Genomic DNA, 4,845 nt, shown 5'->3' with positions numbered 1-4,845 from the left:
CGGCCCGAACCGAGCGAGCCGGCGGCGCTGTTGCCCGTGTAGTCGTGGTACATGATGCCGGCGCTGCCGCGCGCAGAATACCCCTGCCTTTTCCACCCGCCACCACACCCCTTGCCCTGCGCGCTTCGCGCTCCGGGGCCAGCCGGCACCGGCCCCGCAATGCCCGCCCCCCGCCGGGCTGTAAACCCCCTGCGACCTGCGAATACATCACTCTTTCGGGGTGGCCGGGGAGGACGTTCCCTCTCCCCGATGACGTTAGATTGCGATAGAATTCTCTTGTTGGTGAGGGGATGTGGCAAGACCCCACCAGCACCGAAGAACCCCCGAACCTGCGAACCCCAGGGAGAGCTGTGACCACGGACACCAAGCCCTTCGCCCTGATCGTGCACAACGACGGCAGTTTCGTCCTCGCCGACTGGACCCCCTCCACCGAGCCCCACGAACTGCTCGGCCGCGAAGGCATCCACCAGACGGCCAGGATGGGCTCAAAGCGGATCGACGACACCCTGACCGTCTGGTCGGATGACAACGCGCTCTGGGAAAACGTCCAGGTCAACCGCAGCGCTCAGCGGCTGCTCAGCACCCCGCACCCCATCTGCGGCCCGGTCGTACTGACCGGCGCCATCCCCCACACCTGCGCAGCCTTCGCGGATGGCCTCACCCAGGACCAAGCGCTCCAGCTCATCGAGCGTCACCTGACCACCAAGCGCGTGCTGATGCGCAGCCTGCACATGCCCGCGCAGCGCACCCGCTGACAGGCGTCACGGTCGGCCGGGCCCCTGCCCGGCCGACCCGATCCCACCCTGCGGGACCGGGAGTGGCACCCGGCTCCGCAGGCTCCCCGCAGAACACCCGAGAAGAGGCACGCTCATGTTCAACTTCCCTTCCCACGACCTCCTCGCCGCGAGTGAGCTCGCGCGCCGTTCCATGGTCCTGCTCCGGTCCCTTGCCCGCGTCGCCGGTGAGGGTGTCCACCACCTCACAGTGGCTCTTGTGACCGAGGACTTTGAGTGCATCGAGGGCGAGTGCATCATCGACGGGCCGGTGTTGAGCGAGGACGACGAGAACGACCCGGTCGCGTTCGTCGCGCTCCTTCTGGCCATGACGGCGACGGGCGTCAACGCCATGTTGGCCACACGCACGATGGGCCCCGACAGCGGGGTGAGGTTCATGTCCTGGATGGTCAGTGACCTCGCTGCTTTCCCGGCCACGGCCGCGCAGAGCCACATTGCCTACTGCATTGCCGAGGACCGCGACCTGTCCGACCCGCTTCCCCCGGCGGTCAACTTCGTGGACGCCCCCGCCCTCCCCGTACCGGCACCCCGGCTGCATCGAGGCTGACAAGGTGCGCGCCGTGATCTCCGCGTACGCGAACACCCCGAACGACTGACCACAGCACGCCAGCGGCGGGGGAGTGGCACCCCCGCCGCATCCGTAGAACACCCCAGAAGAAGGAGAAACTCTCGTGGCACACGAGATCGAGCAGTTCAGCGACGGTACCGCTGCGTTCGTCAGCGCCCGTGAGAGCGCCTGGCACAAGCTGGGAACGGTGACCGCCGACGCGCTGACCGCCGAGGACGCCATGCGCTTGGCAGCCCTGGACGGTTGGAACGTCCGCCTGGTCGGCCTGCACGCCACCGAACTCACGGCAGAGGGCACGACACTCCTGGACGTGCCGAACCACCGGGCGAGCGTACGCACGCACCCCAAGACCGGGCGCCCCGAAACCCTCGGCGTGGTCGGCCCCGACTACACGCCCGTCCAGAACGAGGAACACGCCGAGTTCCTCAACTTCCTGGCAGACGAGTCCGGCGCGCATTTCGAGACGGCCGGATCCCTGCGAGAGGGCCGACAGGTGTTCCTCACCATGAAGCTGCCCCAAACGATGACTATCGGCGGCAGTGACAACGTGGACCTCTACATTGCGGCGTTCAACAGCCATGACGGCAGCAGCGCATTCCGCATCGTCGTCACACCCGTGCGGGTCGTGTGCGCGAACACCCTGCGCGCCGGACTGCGGAACGCGAAGAGCAGCTACACGGTCCGCCACACCTCGGGAGCCCGCGGCCGCATCGCGCAGGCACGCCAAGCCCTGGGCCTGACGTTCAAGTACGCCGAGGAATTCGAGAAGGCCGCCCAGCGCATGCTGGACGCGGAGATGACCACCCCCATGCTCCGCACGGTCGTCGAGGATCTGTGGCCGGTCACCAACGGCGACAGCACCCGCAAGAAGACAAATCAGAGCACCCGGTGGAACGCCATCCGCGGTCTCTTCGAGCAGGCAGACACGCAAGCCGGCATCCGGGGAACGGCGTGGGCGGGCTACAACGCGATCACCGAATACGCCAACCACGTGGCCCCGGCGCGCGGTGCGAACCCGGACCTGAAGAACGCCGCGCGCGCGGAGCGCGTGATCAGTGGCACCGCCGACGACGTGATGGAACGCGCGTTCCGGCTCATGACCGTCTGACCGAAGCCAGCTCGACAGCACCGCCCAGGGGTGGGCGGGAGAACCCGTCCACCCCCGCTCACCGCTGAGACAGGAGTCATCATGAGCACCCACAGCGCGGCCCAGCTGATCGGCGGACGCTCCCACCAGTGCGACGCCACCGCCACCTACACCGATCAGGGACGCCGCGCCTATGCCCTGCTTGACGGGATCGGCAGCACGGAAGAAGTCCGCATGTGGACGCGCACAGCCACGCGTCGACTCGCCCGTGCCGCCGCTCGCGCCGGAGCTCTGGAGGGCCTGCGGGAGATCCACGCCGCCAGGGCCGCCGAGCTGGCCGAGGAGGGATGGCGTGCGCAAGACATGCCCATGGCCGTAGCCGTCGTGGCTGTCACAGAGCCCGGCAAGCGGCTCGACGTGGCTTGGTGCGGTGACGCCCGCGCCTACCTGCTCCCGACATCCAGTGATCGGCTGGAGCGGCTGACCACCGATCACAACATGCGACAGGTCCTGACTGACATGGGTCTGGAGCCCGGACCGTACGCCCGCAACCGGGTCACGTCCTACCTCGGCGACACCAGCCCCCACGCCCCGCTCGGATCCGTCCAGGTTCCCAGCCGCGGCAGGCTGGTACTCGCCAGCGACGGAGCCTACGAACCGCTGGAGGACGCCGAACTGGCGATCTCCGACTACGTGACGGGCAGCACGCGCCGCGCCGCCCACGCCCTGGTGACAGCCGCCATCGCCCACGCCGACGGCCGGGCCGACAACGCCACCGCACTGATCGCGGACCTGCCCGACAGCTAGCGGGAGAGCCGCTGCACGCCGCAAGGGGCGCAGTCGAAACGCTGCGCCCCACGGGGTGGGGGAGAGAGCCACCCCGGCCAAACCGATTGAAGCGGAGAGGGAAGCACGTGACCTACGAGGACACCACGGAAAGCCGGACCGTCAGCAGGCTGGTTCTGTCAGCGCGCATCTCGGAATCGGGCCGCACCACGATCCTGCCGGAAACCTTCCGCCCTGTGCGCTGGACGGACTACTGGGTCCGCGCGGGACAGGTCCAGAACATGGAACGGGCCATTGAGCTCCAGGTGAAGGCATTGGTGGACGCGGCGCTGAAGGCGATCGAGAGTGAGTCCATGCCGGTCGACTCGGCGCACCTGTGGAGGTCCGAAGAGCATTGGCGGGCTGTGACACTGCGCGAGACTCGCCGCAGGGCCACCGACCGGGCCAACGCCTACGTGCACCGCGAAATGTCCCGCGCGGCCCTGGCTCGAATCGACGCCGAGGGGTCCGACTTCTGGCCCGTCCGATGGGAGGAGTCCGACAAGGTGTTTCTCGACCAAGGCGAGTGGACCGTCACGGTCTCCGTCAGCGGCACCGACCACCCGGCCGTCAGAGCGGCACTCACCGCCGACCTGTCCGCCAAGGTAGCCGACATCCTTGGGGACGCCCGGAACCGGATCCCGCGCATCCAGAAGCCCGGCCACGCCCCAGCCGCGGGTATCTCCCCCGCCAAGGTCCGTAAAACGTGGCGCCGCGACCGCGAGAAGGGTACGGCGCCCAAGCCTGCCAGCGGCGCTTACGCCCCTGGCAGCTGGGTTGCTTGGACCGACCCGGAAACGGGCCGCGTGATCAACGGCATCGCCTCCGAATGGGTTCCGGGCTCGACTCAGCTCTCCCGCAAGCGGGGTGTCATTCCGTCAGACGGAAGCGAACCGGTCGTCATGCAACTCGACCCGGGGCCAATCAGTGGAAGGGCCCGTGGAGGATTTTCTACAATGATGATGTGAGTGCCATCGTGGAACCGGGCGCGGTGCAGCTCGAACTGACACCCTGAAGCCCTCCCGGAAATCCGAGCCCCTGCGCCTCGCTGGGCGCCCCGGAGCGTTGCTAGCACCGTTTTCCAGAATCGATCCGGGTTCCAGAATGAAGCACATCGACTCTTCGAGCTTGTTGAGAGCATGTGACGGGGTGGGCCGGATTCGAACCGATGTCATCCCCCCGCCCCTCTGCTGCTGGCTGCCCGCGGAGCGGGCTGGTCCTGGAGGCGAAGCCGGAAGGGCCCGGGCGGGGGAGCGGAGCGGACCCGCCCAACGGGCCGAAGGCCCCGACCCCGTGAAACGGGGTCACCTCCCGGGCGAAGCCCGGGAGGTGCAGGCCCGCGTAGCGGGCCTTGTTCGGGGGAGCGAAGCGGAACCCGAACCCGTCCGGAGCGAAGCACAGGACACCCGCCCGAAGGGCGGGCCCTCGCTCGGCGAAGCCGAGCCTCGCTGAGCGCAGCGAGGCGGTTCTCTCCTGAGCGCGCAGCGCTCAGGTACCCGCTCCGCGGTCGGGTATGCCGGCCGCAGTTCGGCGGGGGCCGTTGGCGCACCGGCTGTCCCTGGGCAGGTAGA

General features: G+C 68.5%; 5 protein-coding genes. All 5 read left to right on the top strand.

What is annotated here, in order from left to right:
- Positions 1-350: 350 nt before the first annotated feature.
- The 5 genes from ABZZ20_RS36565 to ABZZ20_RS36545 all read left to right on the top strand — a co-directional run bounded on the left by ABZZ20_RS36565 (position 351) and on the right by ABZZ20_RS36545 (position 4,242).
- A complete protein-coding gene (locus ABZZ20_RS36565; RefSeq protein ID WP_356877325.1) occupies positions 351-755 on the top strand; it encodes a hypothetical protein in 405 nt (134 codons plus the stop codon).
- A gap of 115 nt (positions 756-870) precedes the next feature.
- Positions 871-1,341, top strand: a complete 471-nt coding sequence (locus ABZZ20_RS36560; RefSeq protein ID WP_356877323.1) for a hypothetical protein — start codon at positions 871-873, stop codon at positions 1,339-1,341.
- A 124-nt stretch (positions 1,342-1,465) separates the two neighbouring features.
- The gene (locus tag ABZZ20_RS36555) at positions 1,466-2,470 is read left to right on the top strand and encodes a DUF932 domain-containing protein (protein ID WP_356877321.1); all 1,005 of its coding nucleotides are present in this window, start codon (positions 1,466-1,468) and stop codon (positions 2,468-2,470) included.
- An 81-nt stretch (positions 2,471-2,551) separates the two neighbouring features.
- The gene (locus ABZZ20_RS36550) at positions 2,552-3,256 is read left to right on the top strand and encodes a protein phosphatase 2C domain-containing protein (RefSeq protein WP_356877319.1); all 705 of its coding nucleotides are present in this window, start codon (positions 2,552-2,554) and stop codon (positions 3,254-3,256) included.
- 107 nt (positions 3,257-3,363) lie between these two features.
- The gene (locus ABZZ20_RS36545; RefSeq protein ID WP_356877317.1) at positions 3,364-4,242 is read left to right on the top strand and encodes a hypothetical protein; all 879 of its coding nucleotides are present in this window, start codon (positions 3,364-3,366) and stop codon (positions 4,240-4,242) included.
- The last annotated feature ends 603 nt before the right edge of the window (positions 4,243-4,845 follow it).

The organism is Streptomyces sp. NPDC006430 (assembly GCF_040612395.1).
GTDB lineage: Bacteria > Actinomycetota > Actinomycetes > Streptomycetales > Streptomycetaceae > Streptomyces.
Note: the sequence above shows the minus strand (reverse complement) of the source record. Positions and strands in the feature narration are given on the sequence as shown.